This is a genomic window from Cryobacterium sp. TMT4-31 (assembly GCF_004403385.1).
In the GTDB taxonomy this organism is placed as follows: domain Bacteria; phylum Actinomycetota; class Actinomycetes; order Actinomycetales; family Microbacteriaceae; genus Cryobacterium; species Cryobacterium zongtaii.
Genome location: NZ_SOGI01000017.1, coordinates 1 through 19,174, shown reverse-complemented (window position 1 = coordinate 19,174; position 19,174 = coordinate 1). Strand labels below are relative to the sequence as shown.

Here is a 19,174-nt window from a genome sequence, read left to right as displayed (position 1 = left end):
AACCTCACGCGGAAACCCAACACGACCACCCATAACCAACACCTCAATCAATCAGGTGTTGCAACGACCCCCTGAACCCAAGGGGCGCAATTGTCCGCACGGGCAACAGATGCGGCTCGTCTAGGGGCACTCCAGCGCGGCGGCGTTACGTCTTTGTGAGGTAGCGACAGGAGGTTTTCCAACCGGACCCGGCAGACTGGGGGAATGGCTTCCTTGCGCGTACATCCCGATCGGCTGGAGATTCACCTGACGGCCGCGGAAAAGACGCTGGCGTTCCGCCGAGAAGACGTGGTGATCCAGCGTGAGAACATCCGATCGGTGACGATCACGGATGATCCGTGGATTTGGGTGCGCGGCATCCGCGCCCCTGGCGCCCTCGTGCCGCTGGTCCTGGCCGTCGGTGTGTGGAAGTTCCACGGCGGCAAGGACTTCCTGGCCATCAAGCGCCGGCGCCAGGCCGTCGTGATCGACCTGATCGGCGACGACTTCGCCCGGGTGATCCTGTCGACCAACCACGCACCCGACCTCATCGCCTCGCTCAAGCTCGAGGCCACCGACGCGCGGGACGTGCCGGAGCTCGACGAGCCGGCCAAGCCGGTCAAGCCGGTCAAACGGGTGCGAACCCCCAAGGCCGTCAAGCCCGTCGAGACGAGTCATCCCGTGGACGCTGCTGCGCCGGTGAAGCCGGCCCGGCGGGCCAGGCCCGGCAAGGCCGTCGGAACCGTCGAACCGGCCGAGACCGCCGAGACGATTGAGCCGGCCGCTCCGGTCAAGCCCGCCCGACGGGTCGGGACAGCCAAGCCCGTCACGGTCGTCGAACCGGCCGAAGTGGTCGAGGCCGCCGAACCCGCCGTTGCGGTCAAGCCCAAGCGCACGTCTCGCGCCAAGGTGGCCCCTGTCGCCGAGAGCGACGTTGAGGTGACCGCTGAGCCGGCCGCCGAGCCGGTAGATGAGCCGGTCGAGTCGCCGGAGGCCACCGCCTAGGTCGCCCGGGTCGAGAGGGGTCAGCGAATGGTGCTGGCCCGCACGTGGATGCGCTCGCCCGTCTGGCCGAACAGGCTCAGGATCTCCGTAGGCTCCGGCCCCGCGCTGCCGAAGGCGTGCGGCACCCGAGTGTCGAACTCCGCGACCTCGCCCACGCCGAGGATCATGTCGTGGTCGCCCAGCATCAGGCGCAGGCGACCGCTCAGCACGTAGAACCAGTCGAATCCCTCGTGGCGGCGCTGCTCGAGTTGCTCGTCGCCGGTGCGCCCGGGGATGGTCACCTTGAACGCCTGCAGGCCGCCGGCGGTGCGGCTCAGCGGCACGAAGGTGCGGCCGTGGCGGGTGAACGGGCGTTGATCCAGCCGCGGGTCGTCGGTGGCGGGAGTGTGCACCAGGTCGTCGATGGTCACGTCATGGGCGCTCGAGAGAGCGAGCAGCAGTTCCAGGGTGGGCTTGCGCTGCCCTGACTCCAGGCGGGAGAGGGTGCTCTCGGAGATTCCGGTGGTCGCGGAGAGCTGGGCCTGGGTGCGGCCGCTCTGCAGGCGCAGCTCACGCAGCCGGGCACCCACGGTTTGGGCCACGGATGGCGGGTCAGAGGTCATCCCCCCATCGTGCCACTACTCGCGAAAGCGGTCTTGTGGCTGCCACAGCCGGCGGAAGCAACCGAGTGCCCGCTCTCGCGGCCATACTCAGGCGAGGCGGTCGAGGAACTCGAGCGTGCGCGCCAGGATGAGCTCGGCGATTTCCTCGTCATATTCGTTCAGGCTGGGGTCGGCGACCAGGTGGGCGGAGCCTGGGTAGATATACAACTCGGCCGCACCGGCATCCTCGGCGAGTTCCTCGACTTCGAGCAACTCGACCCAGTCGTCCTCCGCGGTCACGTGCAGTTGCAGCGCTGCCGTGGCGGGCCAGTCCGAACCGAACATGGCGGCCGGAACCCCGCCGTGGTACAGGATCGCGCCGAGAGCACCTGGGCGGGTCTGGGCGAGCTTCTGGGCCGGCAGAGAGCCGAGCGAGAAGCCGGCGTAGACAGTGTCCGCGGGCATCGCATCCGCTGCCCGTTCGCCACGCTCGATGATGGTGTACACGCCGGTCTTCTCGGCGTGCGCGACACCGGCGTCGAGGGTGTCGAAGGTGAGCCCGTCGTAGAGGTCGGGCACGACCACGTCGTGGCCGGCGTCCCGCAGGCGCTGGGCGAAATCTGCCACCCCGTCGGTGAGGCCCTGCGCGTGGTGAAAGAGGATGACGTGGGTCACAACGGTCCTTTCGGCAAGGTCCGGCCCGGTCGGGAACCTAGGCGGACAGGAAGAGGATGAATCCGATCAGCGGCAGCGTACCCTGCGTGAGGGCAGACCTGACCCTGCCCGGCCCCGAGGTGGTGAGAACGATGGCGGCGACGAACATCGACGCCGAACTGAACAGGATCAGGGCCGCGCCGGCCTGCTCGGGGCCGCCGAAGTACAGGAACAGCCCGAGGACGGCGCCCACCGCCAGAAAGAGATTGTAGAAACCCTGGTTGTAGGCCAGGACTCGGGTGGTCTCCGCCTCGGTCTGGCTGGCCAGGCCGAAGCGCCGCCAAATCTTCGGCCGGGTCCACCAGGCACTCTCCATCAGAAAGATGTAGACGTGCAGCACCGCTGCGAGAGCGATGAAAACGGATGCGATGATGGCCATTCCGTCAGCCTAGCCGGGCGTTTACCGTCGCGGCAGGTGTCAGCAGGCGTCAGCGCAACACGTCGACGACGGTGCGGCCGTGCACCCGGCCGGCCAGGATGTCTTCGGCGGCCGCGAACGACTGCTCGAGGGTGATGACCGAGGTCAGGCTGTCAAGCAGCTCGAGGTCGAGGTCGGTCGAGAGGTGCGCCCAGGCCTCCTCGCGAAGGGGCAGGGGAGCCTCGACCGAATTGATGCCGGCCAGGGTGACGGCGCGCAGGATGAACGGCATCACGGTGGTCGGCAGGTCGGTACCCTGGGCCAGCCCGCAGGCGGCCACCACCCCGCCCTGGTTGGTCTGGGCGAGGATGTTGGCGAGGGTGAAGCTGCCGACGGAGTCGATCGCGCCGGCCCAGCGCTGGGTCTGCAGGGGCTTGCCGGCCTCGTCGAGGGTGTGCCGGTCGAGGATCTCGGCGGCGCCGAGACCGCGCAGGTAGTCCCCGAGCTCGTTCCCGCGGCCGGTGGAGGCGACCACGTGGTAGCCGCGCGCCGCGAGCAGCGCGATGGCGATCGACCCGACGCCGCCGGCGGCGCCGGTCACGAGGACATCTCCGGAGTCGGGGGTCACGCCACCGCGTTCGAGGGCGAGCACCGCGAGCATGGCCGTGAAGCCGGCCGTGCCGATGGCTGCGGCGCGCTGGGCACTCACGGCCTTCGGCAGGCGCACCAGGGAGCCGCCGGAGACGCGGGCGCGTTCGGCGAGGCCGCCGTGGTGGCTTTCGCCGATCCCGGCGCCGTTGAGGATGACGTGGTCGCCGGCCGCCCAGCGTGGGTCGTTACTGGACTCGACGGTGCCGACCAGGTCGATGCCCGCGATCAGCGGCCAGACCCTGGCCACGCCGGGCTTGCCCATCAGGGCCAGGCCGTCCTTGTAGTTGATGCTGGAGAATTCCACCGCCACGGTGACATCGCCGTCCATCAGCGCAGCGTCACCGAGCGTGGTCAGGGCCGAGGACTGGGTGCGGGTGCCCGACTCATCCTCGGTGCGGGTGACGACGATCGCGCGGAATTCGGTAGCAGGCATGCCTTCACCCTAGACCCGCCGGATGTGCCGGATCCGGTCCGGCACCGGTCCGGCACCGGGCCTTTCTGCCCGGAGCGCCCTCAGGTGACGTCGCGCTTCCAGCTGATGAAGTAGCCGCCGACGGTGGCGGCCAGCCCGTAGGCCAACAGCACCAGGCCGCCCTGCCAGCTGGTGAGCACGGCCATGCCCGGGCTGGTCAGGGCGTAGAAGCTCTCCCCCACCAGGGCGTCAGAGGCGGCGCCCGGCAGGAACTTGCCGATGTCGGCGGTCACCTCGGTGAACGTCGCGGCGAAGCGCAGCAGCGGCTCGACGAACTGGGTGAACGCGAGCACGATCACGATCGACGCGACCTGGCTCGGCACGAGCACGCCCAGGCCAACACCGATCACGGCCCAGAGCGCCATGGCGAGCACTGTACGGCCGATCAGGGCCCAGGTTTCGCCGTCGGCGAGCAGCGGGTCCACGCCGAAGCCACCGAGAACCAGCGCGCCGACTCCGACGGATGCGGCCAGGCCGACCACGCCCAGCGCCGCGCCCACCACGAACAGGGCGATGGTCTTGGCGCCAAGCACCCGGCCGCGCTTCGGGGTGGCGAGGAAGGTGGGGGTGAGGGTCTGGTGCCGGAACTCGCCCGTGGTGGCCAGGGCGCCCAGCAGCACCGGGAAGACGTACCCCACCGAGGAGGCGAAGCTGTAAATCAACAGGGGCACGCTGCCCAGGCTGGTCAGGTCGGCACCGCCGCCGCCGGCGTTCATGGCGTCGGGGGTGATGGCGCCGCTGTCCAGGCCGCCGAACAGGGCGGCGAGGCCGCCGGCCAGCAGGGTGATATAGCCGAAGAGCACCAGCGCAAGGATCCACCACATCCGGGTGGTCAGGATCTTGCTGAATTCGGCGGCCACGGGGCGCAGGATCAGGTTCACAGCGAGTCGCCTCCTTCGACGAGGGCGAGGAAGGATTCTTCCAGGCCCGCCTTCTGCCGGTGCAGTGCGTTCAGTTCCACGCCCGCGGCGAAAGCTATGTGACCCACCCGGCCGGGGTCCGGCACCGCGACGATCAGGCCGGTGCGGCCGGAGGTAAAGGGCAGGCCGGCCTCGGTGAGGGCCGCGATGAGGGCGTCCCGGTCCGGGGAGTCCACGATGACCTGCGGCGCGATGTTGGTGTCGAGGCTGGACAGCGGGCCCGAGTGCACCAGTTCACCCTTGGCGATGATGATCACGTCGTCGACACTCTGCTGCACCTCGCTGAGCAGGTGGGAGCTGACCAGCACGGTGCGTCCCTCTGCGGCCATGCTGCTGAGGAAGCCGCGGATCCACTTGATGCCTTCTGGATCGAGGCCGTTGATCGGTTCGTCCAGCACCAGCACGCCGGGGTCTCCCAGCAGCGAGTAAGCCAGGCCCAGTCGCTGGCGCATACCCAGCGAGTACCCGCCGACCCGCTGACCGGCGTGTTCGGCCAGGCCCACCGTGTGCAGCACCTCGGCGACCCTGGTGCGGGGGATCCCGGCGGCGATGGTGTACACGCCCAGGTGATGGGCTGCGGTGCGACCCGGGTGGAAGCTGGCGGCTTCCAGCGCCGCCCCGACGGTGTGCAGCGGTCGGGGCAGGTCACGGTAGCGCAGGCCCCCGAAGGTGGCGGTGCCCGAGGTGGGGGCGACGAGGCCCAGCAGCATCCGCAGCGTGGTGGTCTTACCGGCGCCATTCGGGCCGAGGAAACCGGTGACCCGGCCGGGCTCGACGGTGAAGGACAGGTCATTGACCGCCGTGACCTGGCCGAACTTCTTGGTGATGCTGGTGAATTCGATGACAGCGCCGATTGGCATCCGAGTCCCCTCTATCGCTCGATGCCCAGCCTATGGGGAAAACGAGCCGGTCCGCCTGGGTTTTCCGGGCGCGGGTGAGTCAACCTTGGCCGAATGCGGTCAGCGGAGCACAAAATCCGTGATCGCCGCCAGCAGCACATCGATCTCGCCGGGGGTGCTGTACGGGGCCAGGCCGATGCGCAGGGCGCCGGCCTCGCCCAGGCCCAAGTGCCTGGAGGCCTCCAACGCGTAGAACGAGCCGGAGGGCGCGAGGATCCCACGCTCGAACAGGAACTCGGTGGCGTCGGCGGCACTCCGGCCCGCGAAGCTCACCAACACCGTGGGGGTGCGCTCGACGGCCCGGGAATACACCGTCGCGCCGGGCAGGGCGGCCAGCCCGGACTCCAGCCGGTCGCGGAGGGAATCCTCGTGGGCCTCGGCCAGTTTCAGCGAGGAGCGCAGCAGCGCCCGGCGGCTGATGCTCGGCCGCGCCGCCACCCCGGTGGCCAGCTCGCCGAGCCCCGCGAGGAAGTCGACGGCGGCGCTCACCCCGGCCAGGGTCTCGTACGGCAGGGTGCCGAGTTCGAAACGCTCCGGCACCACATCCGTCGATGGCAGCAGCTTGTCGGGGTGGATGCCGGCCAGCAGCGCCGGGTCCGCCGCGAGCACTCCGCAGTGCGGGCCGAAGAACTTGTATGGCGAGCAGACGAAGAAGTCCGCGCCGAGCACGGCGAGGTCCACGAAAGTGTGCGGCACGTAGTGCACGCCGTCGACGAAGAGCAGCGCCCCGGCCTCGTGCACCACCGCGGCGATCTCGGCGATCGGCGGCCGCGTGCCGATCAGGTTGGAGGCGGCGGTCACCGCCACGAGGCGGGTGCGGGCGGTGAGCACCGCGGCCACCGCGGACGCGGGCAGTTCACCGGTCTCCGGGTCGAAGTCCACCCAGACCACGGTGGCGCCGGCGCGGTCGGCGGCCTGCAGCCAGGGGCGGATGTTGGCGTCGTGGTCGAGCCTGGACACCACGATCTCGTCGCCGGGCGCCCAGTCGCGCGAGAGGTGGCGGGAGAAGTCGTAGGTGAGCTGGGTGGCGCTGCGTCCGTAGACGATGCCGTGCGGGTCGGCGCCGAGCAGGTCGGCCATTGCCGAACGGAATCCCGTGACGGCGTCGTCGGCGTTCCGCTCCGAGAGGCTGCGGCGGCCGCGGATCGACAGCGGGCCGGTGAGGGTGTCGAGGATGGCCTGTCCGACGCCGAGCGGGGTCTGCGTGCCGCCAGGGCTGTCGAAGTGCACGGTTCCGGCCGAGAGGGCGGGGAAATGGGCGCGGATCGATTCGACGTCGTAGGTCACCCTGCCATCCAAGCATTGATCCGGTGACCGCCGCCGCCGCCGCCGCCGCTGCCGCCGCCGACACCGAACTACCATGGCGCCATGCCAGAGACCCCGGCGGTGCCCTCCGGACGCCGGCGCGTCTCGCCCGGGGTGCGCTTCTGGCGCTGCCCGGACGGCTGGATGCTGCCCGGCGGGCACCGGGTGGGCTGTGCTGGGCTGGCTGCTCGCGGCCTACGGGCTCTACCTCCTGCTCTACCTGGGCCTGGCCGTGCTGGTGTTCACCGGTCACAACCGGGCCCGGGTGGTGGCGATGTCATTCGCCTCGGTGAGCATCCTGCTCTCCTTCGCCGACTACGCGCTCAACGGTGCCCAGATCACCCTGCGCACCTCGCTGGTTAGCGTTACCATCGACATCCTGATTCTGCTGGCGCTCTCCAGCACCCAAGCGCGTCACTATGCCAGTGCCCGGGGTGCGAGCCGGATCAGGCGACGGGAACGTCGGCCGTGACGAGCGGACGTGCGCTCGCCGGGGCATCCGCCGGCACCAGGACGTTGCGGCGGGTGGCGGCGACAATCATCACGATCGCGGCGGCCGCGGTGATCGCGGCGCCGGCCCAGAGCGGTGAGGTGTAGCCCAGGCCCACGCCGATGGTGATGCCGCCGATCCAGGCGCCGATGGCGTTGCCCACGTTGAACGCGGCGATGTTGGCGCTGGAGGCCAGGGTCGGAGCGGTGTCGGCGTAGAGCATGATGCGGGTCTGCAGCCCGGGAACCGTTCCGAAGCCGAAGCCGCCCATCAGCACGAGGGCAATCACGGTGGCGACGGGGTTCGCTGCGGTGAGGGCGAAGAGCGCCATCACCACCGTGAGTCCGATCAACAGCACCACCAGGGTGGGATCGAGCCGCCGGTCGGCGGCCTTGCCGCCGAGGATGTTGCCCACGAACAGGCCGGCGCCGAAGACCACGAGCAGCCACGGAACGGCCGCGCTGGAGAAGCCGCTCACCTCGGTGAGCGTGTAGGCGATGTAGGTGAAGGCGCCGAACATGCCGCCGAAGCCGAGCACCGTCACCACCAGGGAGAGCCAGACCTGGCTAGACCGAAAGGCGCGGAGTTCGCCGCGCAGGTTGCTGACGTGCGCGGTGTCGTCGGTGGCGCGGGGCACGAGGGCCACGATGCCAGCCAGGGCGAGCACGCCGATCACGGTGATCGCCCAGAAGGTGGCCCGCCAGCCGAAGCTCTGGCCGATGAAGGTGCCGAACGGCACGCCGAGAACGTTGGCGAGGGTGAGGCCGGTGAACATGATGGCGATGGCGCCGGACTTCTTGCTCGGCGGCACCAGGCTGGCGGCGACGACGGCGCCGATGCCGAAGAAGGCGCCGTGGCAGAGAGCGGCGATGATGCGGCCGAGCAGCATGATCGAGTAGCTCGGGGCGAGTGCCGAGATCAGGTTGCCGATGATGAAGAGCACCATCAGTCCCACCAGAACGTGTTTGCGGGGCAGCCGGGTCACCGCGGCGGTGAGCAGGATGGCGCCGACGGCGACGCTGAGGGCGTAGCCGGACATGAGCCAGCCGGCGGCGGCCTCGGTCACGGCGAAGTCGGCGGCAACCTCGGGCAGCAGGCCGGCGATGACGAACTCGGTCAGGCCGATCCCGAAGCCGCCGAGGGCGAGTGCGATCAATCCAATGGGCATGCGGAAATTCCTTCAAGGGTGCGGAGATGCGCGGGCCGTTGGTCGAGCCTGTCGAGGCCACGCGCTGGTAGTTGCAGGCGCGTCATAAATAATTGCACACGCTAGGTAAGTGCGCAAGCAACTACTTTTTGCGAGCAAGCGGATGCGTGGCCGGGCTGATCTGCTCAGGCCGCGTGCGCCGCGCAGGCCGGGGCGGCCACGGCCACGCAGTCCGGGCAGGCCACCAGCTGCTCCCGGCAGGACAGGTCCCGGCAGTTGAGCATGTTCTTGGTGCCCGCGCCGCAGACCTGGCAGTGGCCGAGAACGGTGGCGTGGCCGCTGAAATCCACCGACATTCGCTGGTCGAACACGTAGAGCGAGCCGTCCCAGAGCCCGTCGTCGCCGTAGGCCTCGCCGTAGCGCACGATGCCGCCCTCGAGTTGGTAGACCTCGCCGAAGCCACGGTCCTTCATCAGTGACGACAGCACCTCGCAGCGGATGCCGCCGGTGCAATACGTCACCACAGGCTGGCCCTTGAGGTGGTCGTACTTGCCGCTGTCGAGCTCGGCCGCGAACTCGCGGGTGTTCGCCACATCCGGCACCACGGCACCCCGGAACCTGCCGATCTCGGCCTCGAAGGCGTTGCGGCCGTCGAAGAACACCACGTCGTCGCCGCGTTCGGCCACGAGGGCGTGCAGTTCGGCCGGGGCCAGGCGGGTGCCGCCGCCCACGACGCCGCCGGCATCCACGGTGAGGGCCTCTGGCGAGCCGAAGCTCACGATCTCGTCGCGCACCTTCACCACCAGCCGAGGGAAGTCCAGGCTCGCCCCGGACTCGTCGAGGCCGGTTCCCTCACTCCACTTGAAGTCGATCTCCGCGAACGGTGCGTACTGACGGGTCTTGCGTACGTAGCGCTTGAGGGCGGGCAGGTCGCCGCCCACGGTGCCGTTCAGGCCGTCCTTCGAGATCAGGATGCGGCCGCGCAGGCCCAACGACTCGCAGAGGTCGCGCTGCCACAGGCGGATGGCTTCGGGGTCGCTGAGCGGAGTGAAGACGTAGTAGAGCAGGATCTTCGGAATGGCCACCCCCACATTTTAGGCGGCGGCGAGGGGCGCGAGGCGGCCCACGTAGGCTGAGCCAACCAGACCGCCACCAGATCCTTGGAGTGTGCATGACCACGATCGATCCCTTCGCCCGTTTCGGCGAGGTGCCCCCGTTCAACCTGACCAGCTCGGTGATGACCGACGGTGGCCCGCTGGCCGCCGCCCAGTACGGCGTCGGCGCCGGCGGTCAGGATGTCTCGCCCGACCTGCACTGGAGCGGCTTCCCGGCCGAGACCCAGAGCTTCGCACTCACGGTGTTCGACCCGGATGCCCCGACCGGTTCCGGGTATTGGCACTGGGCGGTTTTCAACATCCCCGCCGACGTCGACAGCCTGCCCACCGGTGCCGGAGTCGCGAACTCGGTGCTGCTGCCCGCCGGTGCCGTCGTCATGCCCAACGAGATCCGCCAGCCCACCTTCATCGGCGCCGCGCCGCCGCGCGGAACGGGCACGCACCGCTACCAGTTCGTGCTGCACGCCCTCGACGTTGCAGACCTCGGCGTCGACCCGCAGGCCACCCCGGCCGTGCTCGGCTTCAACGTGCACTTCCACACCCTGGCCCGCGCCGTGCTCGAGGCCACCGGAGTCGCCGGAGGCGCCGCCTAGCCGATCCCGACAACCCTCTATCTCCTCGGGCGGCAGTTCGCTCGTCCGTTGGCCATCCTCGACAACGTGCCCATTCCGTCGGTCGAGCCTGTCGGGACCCTCGCTGCCTGTCCGCTTTGGCTCAGAACTGTGTTCGATGTTTGCTCAAGTTTTTGTTGACATTTCCTCGCATATAAGTGCGATTCGTGAGAGAATGGGGGTATGGACGACGAGCTGGATAGTGGCTCCACCGCACCGACGGGAATGACTCCCACCGGGTCGAACCTGCACGACTGGAACACCGGTCTGGCCGGTCCGGATCCCTTCACCGGCCTGGATGCCGCCAGTCTGAGCGGCACTTCCGACACGAAGGCCGCCGCTGCCGCCGGCCCTGCGGCCGGCCCCGCGACGGGCTCGTCCCGGGCCGGTCGGGCCGGTCGGGGTCCGTCTAAGCCGCGGCCTGAGTGGCGGGATCCGGCCGAGTTGCTGGGGGTGCAGCGCGCGCATACCGGTGCGTTCGGTCAGAAGCTCCAGGCGTTGGATGATGCGGCGCGGACGGTGATGGCGGTGATGGGCTCCATTGACGTGAACGCCCTGAGCGACCCGGAGGTGGTCGCGTTGACGCAGATGGTCGAGCGCACCGGCCGGCCGGTGGACGCGGCCCGGGTGGCCACGGCGACCGTGGTGGGTTACCGGGCTCGTACGGGGTTGGGTTCCGAGTCGTTGGCGTGGCGGTTGGGCACCTCGCACCCCACGGATTTGCTGATTCGGTTGACGGGCATGTCGGGTCCGGAGATGAAACGACGCGTGGCCCTGGGTGAGAAGGTCGCACCGCGGATGTTGGGCGGCCTGGTGCTGGAGCCCGAGTTCCCGTTCGTGGCCGCAGCCTTGGCGGCCGGGGAGATCGGTCTTGATGCGGCCGAGAACATCGTGAAGGGCCTGGCCGACTACAAAGTGCACGGCCGCTTCGACGCGGACCAGTCGCTGGTGGACGGCGGTGAAGCCGAGCTGGTGGAGTCCGCGACCGGGTCCGTGTTCGCCCGCACCCCCGGCCCCGGCGACACAGCCGACGCCGACGCCACCGATCCCGTCTGCACGGGGCCGGTCCGGCGTCTGGGTGCGTCGGCGGGGTTCACGTTCCCGGCGGACCGGATTCGGGAGATGGCGGCGACGTGGCAGGCGGTGTTGAACCCGGACGGGGCCGCGCCCACCGCGGAGATACTGGAGGCCAAGTCCACGTTCTCGTTCGGCAAGCTCGCCCAGGGGTTGCATCCGTTGCGCGGCGGGGTGACGCCGGAGCTCAAGGGCATCATGCAGACCCTGTTCAACACGTTCCAGTCCGCGCGCAGCGCTCCCGCGTTCCCGTCCGCGGAGGAGCAGCAGCGTATCGAGGCCGGCGAACTGGTTCCCGGCGAGATCCTCGACGAGCGCGACGGCGGTCAGAAACGAGCCGACATTCTCCGCGGCATCCTGGTCCAGGTCGCCCAAGACCCTCGCACCCCGACCATGGGCGGGATGCCGCCGACGGTGATGGTGCACGTGAACGCGCACGACCTGCACACCGGGGTCGGGGTCGGCTGGATCGACGGCGTCGAGGGGCCGATCTCGATGAAGACGATCAACCAGATGATCGACAACGGCGGCTTCCGGCCGGTCTTCTTCGGCGGCACCGGCACCGTCCTCGCCCTCGGCGACAAAGTCCGCTGCTTCACGCCGCTGCAACGCAGGGCGATCACCGCCCGAGACGGCGGCTGCATCATCCCCGGCTGCACCTGCCCACCGCAATGGACCGAAGTCCACCACGTGCAGCCGTGGCAAAACGGCGGCCCCACCAACGTGAGCAACGGGGTGCTGCTGTGTTGGTATCACCACCACAACATCGACACCTCGGGGTGGCACATCCGCATGGTCCTGGGCATGCCCGAAGTCAAAGCACCCCACTGGATCGACCCCACCGGAACCTGGCGAAAACCACCCCAACACCGCGCCCACGACCCCAAATACCGCCGGCAAGACGAGTAGCCGCGGCTGATGCAAGGGGACGGTCGATTCGAGCCACGTGAGAGATTCTCAGGTCATCTCATGGTTGCGCGCCTATCTTCTACACGCGGCAAAAAACGATGCAAGCGCTACCAACGCCAGTCGGCACTTCGAAGCCGCTTCCGGTAGCGCCACGTCGGCAGTAAGGCACCATGTTTCACTCGTCCCCCCACTCCAGCACCAGCTTCGACCCCGCTGCCGGCCCCTCCGCGGACTCGCACCTCACGCACCGGGAAACCGGCCTGTCCAGGGTGCCGGTGTGGCTCTGGAAAGCGATCATGACGCGCATCGCGCCGGGCGAACTGCACAAGTTCAACGCCGACCCGATCGACGACGTCGACTACCACTTCGACCTTGACTACGTGGGCGACGGCATCCGTGATCACCGCCTCGACGTTCTCGTGCCGCACGAGCACCACGACGGTCACCCCGACAGCCACGACGTGACCACGCCACCGAGCCCGCTGCCCGTCTACATCTACTTCCACGGCGGCGGCTGGACCTCCGGCGACAAGGCGCCGCTCACCAAGTACGCCGCCAGCCAGGCGGTCGAGGGCATGGTGGTCGTCAACGCCAACTACCGCATGGCCACTCGATTCAAGATCGGCCACATGCTCGACGACGCCAACGCTGTGCTCACCTGGGTCCAGCGCAACATCGTCGAATACGGCGGAGACCCCACCCGCATCGTTCTCGGCGGCGACTCGGCGGGCGGGCACATCGCGGCCCTGCTCACCGCCGCGGCCAACGACGACACCCTCGCCGCGCACTACAACCTCGACCTGCCGATCGAGGCCGGCCACCTGCGCGGACTCGTGCAGCACTGCAGTATCGCCGACTTCTCGGTCATGTTCGAGCGCGGCTTCGTGCTCAGCCTCAACTTCCTGCGGATGCTGCTCCCCGAACGCAGCCCCGGAATGTCTCTGCGCGACGCCGCCCGATTCCTCTCGCCCATCGAGTGGCTCGACAAGGGCTTCCCGCCGGTCTTCATCACGACCTCCGAGCGCGACTACTTCTACCGGGCCAACCTCAACTTCATCGAGGCCCTGCGCCGACGGTCCATCCTGGCGGACACGGTGATCTACGGCCGGCACCGCACCAACACCCGGCACACCTGGCAGCAGGACGCCCGGCACCCCGAATCGCAGGAGGTCTACCGCCGTCTGGGTTCATTCGTGCGCAAGGTGGCGGCGCTGCCCGCCCAGGCTCGGTCCACGCCTGCTCAGGCCGAGCCCGCCCTGGCCTAGCTCCCCGGCCGGCGCGGGTCTGCGCGGGTCTGCCCGGGCATGGTAGACAAGTTCGACACTTGCCAGGCCATTCGGGCCGCGCCAGCCACGAGGAGCCCACATGAGCCAGGCCGACACGTTCCCGGTGACCGGGCTCCCCAAGACCGGGCTACCCACCCGCGCCCTCGTCGTCGGTGACCCGTTCCGGGCCGAGCAGATCTCCCACCTGCTCGACAACGTGCGCGAGGTCGCCCACCAGCGTGAGTATCGCTCGTTCGTCGGTGACTGGAACGGCAGCACCGTCGTCGTCTCCTCGCACGGTGTGGGCGCCCCCGGCGCCATCTGTCTGTTCCAGGAGCTGATGGATGCCGGCGTGGACACCATCATCAGGCTTGGCACCGCCGGAGCCCTGCTGCGTGGCATCGGCGACGGCGACCTGATCATCGCCGAGTCCTGCGTGCGCGACGACGGCGTCACCCACCAGCTGGTGCCGGAGAGCTACCCGGCGGCCGCGAATCCCGAGGTCGTGATCGCACTGGCCGAGGCAGCCCTGCGGCACGACGCCCCCCACCACCGCGGAATCGTCTGGACCCGGGCGGCCTTCTACCCGGGAATCATCGATCTCAACCAGGCCGGTTACGTCAAGCTCGGCGTGCTCGCCATCGAAATGGAACTCTCGGCCCTGCTCGTGCTCGCCTCCACCCGCGGCGTGCGCGCGGGCGGCGGCCTCGTGATCGACGGCGCCACCGCCGACGACCTCGTCGACACCACCGGATACGACCCGCATCGCACCGTCGTGGCGGATGGCGTCAGTCGCGGCATCTCCGTCACCCTCGACGCCCTCGTCGCCCTGCCGGAGCTCGTCTGATGGCCACCGACCACGTCGACCTGATCCTCACCGCGGATGCCGTGCTCACCGTCGACGCCGCTGGCACGATCATCGAGGCCGGCGCCGTCGCCATCCGTGCCGGGATCATCGTCGGCGTCGGGCCGGCCGCCGACCTGCTCGCCCGGTACGACGCGGCGGAGGTGCTCGAGAGCCCGGGCTGCGTGATCGCCCCCGGCTGGGTGAACACCCACAGCCACTTGGCCATGAACCTGTTCAGGGGCGCGGCCGACGACGTCACCCTCGAGGTGTTCCTCGAGCGGATGGTCGGCGCCGAACTCGCCACCCTCAGCGCCGAGACTGTCGCCGTCGGCACCAGGGCCGGGATCGCCGAGTGCCTCTTGGGCGGCACCACCACGGCGCTGGACATGTACTGGTTCCCGCGGGCCAGCCGTGCTGTCGCGGCGGAGGCCGGATTCCGGCTACTGAACGGCCCCACCTTCCTCGGCAACGCGGACCCCGAGGGCCGCGACTTCGCGGGCATGCTCGAGGAAGCCAGATCGATCCTCACCGACAACCGCACCGAGTCGCCCGACGACGACCTCTGGGTGATGCCCCACTCGGCCTACACCCTCAGTAGCGACCAGCTGGAGAGCATTCGGGAGCTGGCCGCCTCGCGCGGCGCCCGCATCCACACGCACGCCTCTGAGAGCCTCGGCGAACTGGCGCTGACGGTGCAGGTCAACGGTGACCGGCCGGTCGCCGTGCTCGATGCGGCCGGGCTGCTGACCAACCACACCGTCCTGGCCCATGCCGTGCACCTCACCGACGACGAGGTCACCCGCATCGCCGCCAGCGGCGCCGCCGTGGCGCACTGCCCGATGTCGAACCTCAAGCTCGGCTGCGGCATCGCCCGGCTGCCCGAGCTGTTGCAGCACGGCGCCGCCGTGGGCTTGGGCACCGATGGGGCCGCCTCCGCCGGTTCCCTCGACATGTACGCCGCCGTGCGGATGGCCGCGCTGCTGCACAAGGGCACCAGCAACGACCCCACCATGATCAGCGCCGAACGCGCCGTGCGGCTCGGCACCGTCGACGGCGCCCGCGCCCTCGGTCTGGCCGACGTGGGCACGATCGAGCCCGGCATGCAGGCCGACCTCCAGGTCGTGCGCATCGACACACTGAACAGCAGCCCCGGCCGTGACCCATGGTCTGCGCTGGCCTACACGGCCACCGCCACCGACGTGCGACACGCCGTGGCCCGCGGCCGGATTGTGCTGCGCGACAGGGTGCTGCAGACCATCGACGAGACGTCGGCCCTGCGCGAGCTGTCGGAGGCCGCCGCCCGCTAGCATCATCGGGTGCACATGTTCTTTCGAACCCTGCTCCACAGCCTGCTGTCGCGCTTCGGCCCACGCCTCGGGCACTACGACGTCGCCCGCACGCGGTTCATCACCCTGCCCACCGACCAGGACATCCTGCGGCACATGAACAACGGCGTGTACCTGTCGATCATGGACATCGCCAGGTTCGACATGCTGCACCGCACCGGAATCTGGGCGATCTTCCAGGCCAAGGGCTGGTATCCGGTGGTGGTGGCCGAGACCATCAGTTTTCGCAAGTCACTGACGCTCGGCCAGCGGTTCACCGTCGAGTCGCGCATCCTGGGCTTCGACGACAAGGCCGTTTACGTCGAGCAACGCTTCGTGCGGCCCGTTGAGGGCCCGGATGCGAGACCGGGCGACGTCGAGGTCTACGCCCGCGGCTTCATCCGCGGCCGGTTCCTCAAACGCACGGGAGGCGTGGTCACCATCGACGAACTCACCGACGCCGTCGGTGCCGTGCCCGCCGACGTGAGCGTGCCCGACTGGCTGCTCGAGTGGAGCGCCGACGTGGCCATGCCCGCTACCCGGGCGCCGGCCCCCAGCATCTGGGAGTAGTGGCTAGGCGCGGTCCTCGCTCGCTGGCGCAGGGGTGGGCTTGGGCACCAGGAGCTCTTGATAGTGACTCTGCAGCGCGGGGTAGTACTTGCTGAACGACGGCAGCGGGTGGTGGGTGCGGGAGGCGACGAGCCTATCGAGGTAATAGTCCCAGACCGGCCCGAACGTGGCGGCCTCGGCGGGGGAGTGCAGCCGCAGCCCGAAGGTCAGCACGGTCTTGCCGGATCCGCCCGACAGATGCGCCATCACCCGCCAGGCATCCTCGCCCTCGCCGATGTCCAGCGCCAGCTTCTTGAACTCGACACATTCCAGAATGCTCACGTACTCCCACTGCGAGTCGTTCTTCGATTCCATCCGGAACCGCACGGCCCCGGTGCGAGGGGACCCTGTGTAGGTGCCGATCCAGCCGTGCAGGCCCTCGGGTTTGGTCACGGCCTCCCACACCGACTCCGGGGCCGCAGGGAAGATGCGGTCGAAGAGCAGGTAGAGCCCGTCCTCCCGGTGGGCGAACCGCCCTGTGGCGTGGGCGACGTCCGGCGGACCGGGCAGGGGCTGGGTGGGCATGGTGACCTCCACGTTGAGTGAAACACGAGCCTTCCCTCTGAGGCTATGCCTAGTTCGAGGCCGCCGCCAGAGTCCTCAGTCGCTCTCGAGCACGGCCATGGCAGCGTTGTGCCCGCCGAGTCCGCTGACCCCGCCGCCGCGTCGAGCGCCGGCTCCGCAGAGCAGAATCCGCGGATGCCGGGTAGCCACGCCCCAGCGCTGGGCGGCGGTGTCCCTGGGTGCGTCGTCTTCCAGGAACGGCCAGGACAGGAGCCCGTGGAAAATGTCCCCGCCGGGCAGGTTGAGCGCCGACTCGAGGTCCGCGGTGGTCTTGGTCTCGATGCACGGCCTGCCGTCGGCATCCCGGAGCAGCAGGTCCTCGACGGGTTCGGCCAGCACCGAGTTGAGCGAGGCCAGGACGGCGGCCTGCAACTGGGCCCTGACGGCGGTGTTGTCCAGGCGGGTGAGCCGGTCGGGGGTGTGCAGGCCGAACACCGTGAGGGTCTGCGCGCCGGCCGCCACCAGTTCCGGCGAGAGGATGCTCGGATCGGTGAGGGAGTGGCAATAGATCTCACAGGAGACCAGATCGGGGACCCGGCCCGCACCGGCCTGCCGATACGCGTCCTCGAGCTGGCTGAGCGTCTCATTGATGTGAAAGGTTCCGCCGAACGCGGCCTCGGCCGACACCGACGCATCCAGCAGGCGGGGGAGGCGACTCAGCAGCAGGTTCACCTTCACCTGGGCGCCCTCGGGCTTCACGGTGTCCGGTGTGCGTTCACCCAGCAGGCCGTCCAGCACCCACGGCGCCACGTTCGCCAGCACGTGGCTTCCCACGGTGCTCTCGTCCCGGTGTTCATGCCGGTAGCGCACGGTGCCGTCCGGATCGATGCCGGTGACCTTTGCGCTCGTCAGGATGCGCACACCGGCCTGGCGGGCCACCCGCTCCAGCTCCCCGGTCACCGCACCCATGCCGCCGACGGGTACGTCCCAGTCCCCGGTGCCGTTTCCGATCGAGTGGTAGAGAAAGCAGCGGTTCGCATCCAGTGACGCGTCATGCACCGAGGTGAACGTGCCGATCAGGCCGTCGGTGGCCACCACCCCGCGCACGAGGTCGGAGCCGAATCGCCGGTTGAGCAGGTCGCCGAGCGGATGCTCGATGAACTCGTCCCACAGGGCGTCGTCACCGACCAGCCGGCGGGCCTCTGACCGCGTGGGCAACGGCTCGCATACCGTGGGGAACAGCGCACGGGCCAGATGCCCCAGGTCGCCACCGAGTTGCTGCCACCCCGCGATGTCCGCCCCGGCTCCAATCCTCTCGAAGGAGGCCCGCGTCGCCTCGGCATCGCCCGCATCCACCAGCAGGCCGGTCGCCGGGTTGGCCGGATCCGGGGTGTACGACGAGTACCGCCGCCGTGCCAGCTCGATCGACAGGCCGAGCTCGTCGATGATGCGGGCAGGCAGCAGGCTCACCAGGTACGAGTACCGGGACAGACGGGCATCCACCCCCGCGAAGGCGGCGGCCGATACCGCTGCTCCGCCCACGTGGTCGTCCCGTTCGAGCACCAACACACTCCGCCCGGCTTTGGCCAGATAGGCCGCGGCGGTGAGGCCGTTGTGGCCGCCTCCGACGATCACGATGTCGTGTGTGGAGTCCATGTAAGAGCCCTTCTCAAGCGCCGATGCTGGTCTGTCGACCCTATCCTCGCCGGGGCGACACGCCCGGGATGCGGATGGGATTTGCGACCCCCCCAGAATCCCCGTAATGTCATCTCTCGTCACCCCACAGGTTCGGAAAGCCGAAGAGCTACCGGCCTCAAGCGGGACCAAATCCAAGCAGAAAAGAAAGCGATTCTTCGCTTTGTACAGCTTGATGAAGTTTGCTTCGAATTTCCTAACCGAAATCCAAGCAGACAACAAGAACAAACATCGAAGTGCCCCGGAGCGACAGCCATTAGGCCTGAAGTCGGGTGCGTCCGATCCTTGAGAACTCAACAGCGTGCACAATGTCAAATGCCAAAAACCTCGGTCGTAGGGTCCTTTTCTAGGGGATACCGCGAAAGAGATTCCTTTGGAAAACATTTAAACAACAAAGCAAGTCAGTAATGATTTGTTCTGTCAGTTTCAAACTTGCTGATTGTTCGCCTATTCCGGTGGCTTTCGGCACTAGATGTGCCCATCACTTCGGTGGTGAGGCTATTAAACATTTACGGAGAGTTTGATCCTGGCTCAGGACGAACGCTGGCGGCGTGCTTAACACATGCAAGTCGAACGGTGACGAGGGAGCTTGCTCCTTCTGATCAGTGGCGAACGGGTGAGTAACACGTGAGTAACCTGCCCTTGACTCTGGGATAAGCACTGGAAACGGTGTCTAATACCGGATACGAACTTCAGCCG

19 protein-coding genes and 1 rRNA gene are annotated in these 19,174 nt (G+C 68.6%); 9 read left to right on the top strand and 11 right to left on the bottom strand.

Features of this window, described 5'->3' with window-relative positions; all coding sequences use genetic code 11:
• The first annotated feature begins 204 nt into the window (after positions 1 to 204).
• Positions 205 to 984 carry a hypothetical protein gene (locus E3T19_RS19170; RefSeq protein ID WP_174776207.1) on the top strand — a complete coding sequence of 260 codons (780 nt, stop codon included), beginning with the start codon at positions 205 to 207 and terminating at the stop codon, positions 982 to 984.
• 20 nt (positions 985 to 1,004) lie between these two features.
• On the opposite strand, the gene E3T19_RS04385 is transcribed toward E3T19_RS19170, so the two are convergent.
• The 7 genes from E3T19_RS04385 to E3T19_RS04355 form a co-directional block, all read right to left on the bottom strand.
• Complete coding sequence (locus E3T19_RS04385) at positions 1,005 to 1,586, bottom strand: helix-turn-helix domain-containing protein (protein ID WP_088454870.1); 582 nt, start codon at positions 1,584 to 1,586, stop codon at positions 1,005 to 1,007.
• A gap of 87 nt (positions 1,587 to 1,673) precedes the next feature.
• The gene (locus E3T19_RS04380) at positions 1,674 to 2,240 is read right to left on the bottom strand and encodes a dienelactone hydrolase family protein (RefSeq protein WP_103479250.1); all 567 of its coding nucleotides are present in this window, start codon (positions 2,238 to 2,240) and stop codon (positions 1,674 to 1,676) included.
• A gap of 37 nt (positions 2,241 to 2,277) precedes the next feature.
• Positions 2,278 to 2,658 carry a DUF1304 domain-containing protein gene (locus tag E3T19_RS04375; RefSeq protein ID WP_088454872.1) on the bottom strand — a complete coding sequence of 127 codons (381 nt, stop codon included), beginning with the start codon at positions 2,656 to 2,658 and terminating at the stop codon, positions 2,278 to 2,280.
• A 49-nt stretch (positions 2,659 to 2,707) separates the two neighbouring features.
• The gene (locus E3T19_RS04370) at positions 2,708 to 3,721 is read right to left on the bottom strand and encodes an MDR family oxidoreductase (RefSeq protein WP_134408195.1); all 1,014 of its coding nucleotides are present in this window, start codon (positions 3,719 to 3,721) and stop codon (positions 2,708 to 2,710) included.
• An 80-nt stretch (positions 3,722 to 3,801) separates the two neighbouring features.
• Positions 3,802 to 4,641, bottom strand: coding sequence for an ABC transporter permease (locus E3T19_RS04365; RefSeq protein ID WP_240632326.1), 840 nt, complete (start codon positions 4,639 to 4,641; stop codon positions 3,802 to 3,804).
• Positions 4,638 to 5,540, bottom strand: a complete 903-nt coding sequence (locus E3T19_RS04360) for an ATP-binding cassette domain-containing protein (RefSeq protein WP_088454874.1) — start codon at positions 5,538 to 5,540, stop codon at positions 4,638 to 4,640. The genes E3T19_RS04365 and E3T19_RS04360 overlap by 4 nt, the downstream gene beginning before the upstream one ends.
• A 99-nt stretch (positions 5,541 to 5,639) precedes the next feature.
• Positions 5,640 to 6,866, bottom strand: coding sequence for a cysteine desulfurase-like protein (locus tag E3T19_RS04355; RefSeq protein ID WP_134408194.1), 1,227 nt, complete (start codon positions 6,864 to 6,866; stop codon positions 5,640 to 5,642).
• Between the two features lie 190 nt (positions 6,867 to 7,056).
• On the opposite strand from E3T19_RS04355, the gene E3T19_RS04350 reads away from it, so the two are divergent.
• The gene (locus E3T19_RS04350) at positions 7,057 to 7,356 is read left to right on the top strand and encodes a hypothetical protein (RefSeq protein ID WP_134408193.1); all 300 of its coding nucleotides are present in this window, start codon (positions 7,057 to 7,059) and stop codon (positions 7,354 to 7,356) included.
• Here E3T19_RS04350 and E3T19_RS04345 read toward each other — a convergent pair.
• Positions 7,331 to 8,542 (bottom strand): MFS transporter, encoded by a 1,212-nt coding sequence (locus E3T19_RS04345; RefSeq protein WP_134408192.1) that lies wholly within the window; start codon positions 8,540 to 8,542, stop codon positions 7,331 to 7,333. The two genes, E3T19_RS04350 and E3T19_RS04345, sit on opposite strands and share 26 nt — an antisense overlap.
• Before the next feature lie 164 nt (positions 8,543 to 8,706).
• Positions 8,707 to 9,606, bottom strand: a complete 900-nt coding sequence (locus tag E3T19_RS04340) for a rhodanese-related sulfurtransferase (RefSeq protein WP_134408191.1) — start codon at positions 9,604 to 9,606, stop codon at positions 8,707 to 8,709.
• Positions 9,607 to 9,692: 86 nt separating this feature from the next.
• Here E3T19_RS04340 and E3T19_RS04335 point away from each other — a divergent pair, with 86 nt between their 5' ends.
• The 6 genes from E3T19_RS04335 to E3T19_RS04310 all read left to right on the top strand — a co-directional run bounded on the left by E3T19_RS04335 (position 9,693) and on the right by E3T19_RS04310 (position 16,237).
• Positions 9,693 to 10,229 (top strand): YbhB/YbcL family Raf kinase inhibitor-like protein, encoded by a 537-nt coding sequence (locus tag E3T19_RS04335; protein WP_134408190.1) that lies wholly within the window; start codon positions 9,693 to 9,695, stop codon positions 10,227 to 10,229.
• A 201-nt stretch (positions 10,230 to 10,430) separates the two neighbouring features.
• The gene (locus tag E3T19_RS04330; RefSeq protein ID WP_134408189.1) at positions 10,431 to 12,230 is read left to right on the top strand and encodes an HNH endonuclease signature motif containing protein; all 1,800 of its coding nucleotides are present in this window, start codon (positions 10,431 to 10,433) and stop codon (positions 12,228 to 12,230) included.
• Positions 12,231 to 12,400: 170 nt separating this feature from the next.
• Positions 12,401 to 13,495 (top strand): alpha/beta hydrolase, encoded by a 1,095-nt coding sequence (locus E3T19_RS04325; RefSeq protein ID WP_241980006.1) that lies wholly within the window; start codon positions 12,401 to 12,403, stop codon positions 13,493 to 13,495.
• Between the two features lie 100 nt (positions 13,496 to 13,595).
• Complete coding sequence (locus E3T19_RS04320; RefSeq protein WP_088454882.1) at positions 13,596 to 14,342, top strand: nucleoside phosphorylase; 747 nt, start codon at positions 13,596 to 13,598, stop codon at positions 14,340 to 14,342.
• Positions 14,342 to 15,649, top strand: a complete 1,308-nt coding sequence (locus E3T19_RS04315) for an amidohydrolase family protein (RefSeq protein ID WP_103460135.1) — start codon at positions 14,342 to 14,344, stop codon at positions 15,647 to 15,649. Before E3T19_RS04320 ends, E3T19_RS04315 begins: the two co-directional genes overlap by 1 nt.
• Positions 15,650 to 15,658: 9 nt before the next feature.
• Positions 15,659 to 16,237, top strand: coding sequence for a thioesterase family protein (locus E3T19_RS04310; RefSeq protein WP_240632328.1), 579 nt, complete (start codon positions 15,659 to 15,661; stop codon positions 16,235 to 16,237).
• Positions 16,238 to 16,240: 3 nt separating this feature from the next.
• Here the strand turns inward: E3T19_RS04310 and E3T19_RS04305 are convergent, their stop codons facing one another.
• A complete protein-coding gene (locus E3T19_RS04305; RefSeq protein WP_088454885.1) occupies positions 16,241 to 16,801 on the bottom strand; it encodes an SRPBCC domain-containing protein in 561 nt (186 codons plus the stop codon).
• 75 nt (positions 16,802 to 16,876) lie between these two features.
• On the bottom strand, positions 16,877 to 18,436 hold the full coding sequence (locus E3T19_RS04300) for an NAD(P)/FAD-dependent oxidoreductase (protein WP_134408188.1): 1,560 nt from the start codon (positions 18,434 to 18,436) through the stop codon (positions 16,877 to 16,879).
• Between the two features lie 547 nt (positions 18,437 to 18,983).
• On the opposite strand from E3T19_RS04300, the gene E3T19_RS04295 reads away from it, so the two are divergent.
• Positions 18,984 to 19,174, top strand: a 16S ribosomal RNA gene (locus E3T19_RS04295); the annotation flags it as partial.

What these genes read in the sequence shown, in the direction of transcription:
- E3T19_RS04335 (WP_134408190.1), top strand. Translation starts at nt 9,693, where the DNA reads ATGACCACGATCGATCCCTTCGCCCGTTTCGGCGAGGTGCCCCCGTTC.
- E3T19_RS04375 (WP_088454872.1), bottom strand. Translation starts at nt 2,658, where the DNA reads ATGGCCATCATCGCATCCGTTTTCATCGCTCTCGCAGCGGTGCTGCAC.
- E3T19_RS04300 (WP_134408188.1), bottom strand. Translation starts at nt 18,436, where the DNA reads ATGGACTCCACACACGACATCGTGATCGTCGGAGGCGGCCACAACGGC.
- E3T19_RS04370 (WP_134408195.1), bottom strand. Translation starts at nt 3,721, where the DNA reads ATGCCTGCTACCGAATTCCGCGCGATCGTCGTCACCCGCACCGAGGAT.
- E3T19_RS04305 (WP_088454885.1), bottom strand. Translation starts at nt 16,801, where the DNA reads ATGCCCACCCAGCCCCTGCCCGGTCCGCCGGACGTCGCCCACGCCACA.
- E3T19_RS19170 (WP_174776207.1), top strand. Translation starts at nt 205, where the DNA reads ATGGCTTCCTTGCGCGTACATCCCGATCGGCTGGAGATTCACCTGACG.
- E3T19_RS04315 (WP_103460135.1), top strand. Translation starts at nt 14,342, where the DNA reads ATGGCCACCGACCACGTCGACCTGATCCTCACCGCGGATGCCGTGCTC.
- E3T19_RS04360 (WP_088454874.1), bottom strand. Translation starts at nt 5,540, where the DNA reads ATGCCAATCGGCGCTGTCATCGAATTCACCAGCATCACCAAGAAGTTC.
- E3T19_RS04385 (WP_088454870.1), bottom strand. Translation starts at nt 1,586, where the DNA reads ATGACCTCTGACCCGCCATCCGTGGCCCAAACCGTGGGTGCCCGGCTG.
- E3T19_RS04325 (WP_241980006.1), top strand. Translation starts at nt 12,401, where the DNA reads ATGTTTCACTCGTCCCCCCACTCCAGCACCAGCTTCGACCCCGCTGCC.
- E3T19_RS04320 (WP_088454882.1), top strand. Translation starts at nt 13,596, where the DNA reads ATGAGCCAGGCCGACACGTTCCCGGTGACCGGGCTCCCCAAGACCGGG.
- E3T19_RS04345 (WP_134408192.1), bottom strand. Translation starts at nt 8,542, where the DNA reads ATGCCCATTGGATTGATCGCACTCGCCCTCGGCGGCTTCGGGATCGGC.
- E3T19_RS04330 (WP_134408189.1), top strand. Translation starts at nt 10,431, where the DNA reads ATGGACGACGAGCTGGATAGTGGCTCCACCGCACCGACGGGAATGACT.